We start from the raw sequence: 222 nt of genomic DNA on the forward strand, positions 1-222 counted from the left end.
GGTTGATTTCTTTTCCTCGGGGTACTGAGATGTTTCAGTTCCCCCGGTTCGCCTCATGCCACTATGTATTCATGACATGATAGTGTGTCGAAACACACTGGGTTTCCCCATTCGGGTATCGTCGGGTATAACGGTTCATATCACCTTGCCGACGCTTTTCGCAGATTAGCACGCCCTTCATCGCCTCTGACTGCCTAGGCATCCACCGTGTACGCTTAGTCG

Annotated in this window: 1 rRNA gene; it reads right to left on the reverse strand. The window is 51.4% G+C overall.

Going from position 1 to position 222, the window contains the following annotated elements:
- Positions 1-221, reverse strand: a 23S ribosomal RNA gene (locus tag MFP24_RS00050); the annotation flags it as partial.
- Position 222 lies beyond the last annotated feature (1 nt).

Origin of the sequence: Brenneria tiliae (assembly GCF_023347575.1) — a bacterium.
Lineage (GTDB): Bacteria > Pseudomonadota > Gammaproteobacteria > Enterobacterales > Enterobacteriaceae > Brenneria > Brenneria corticis.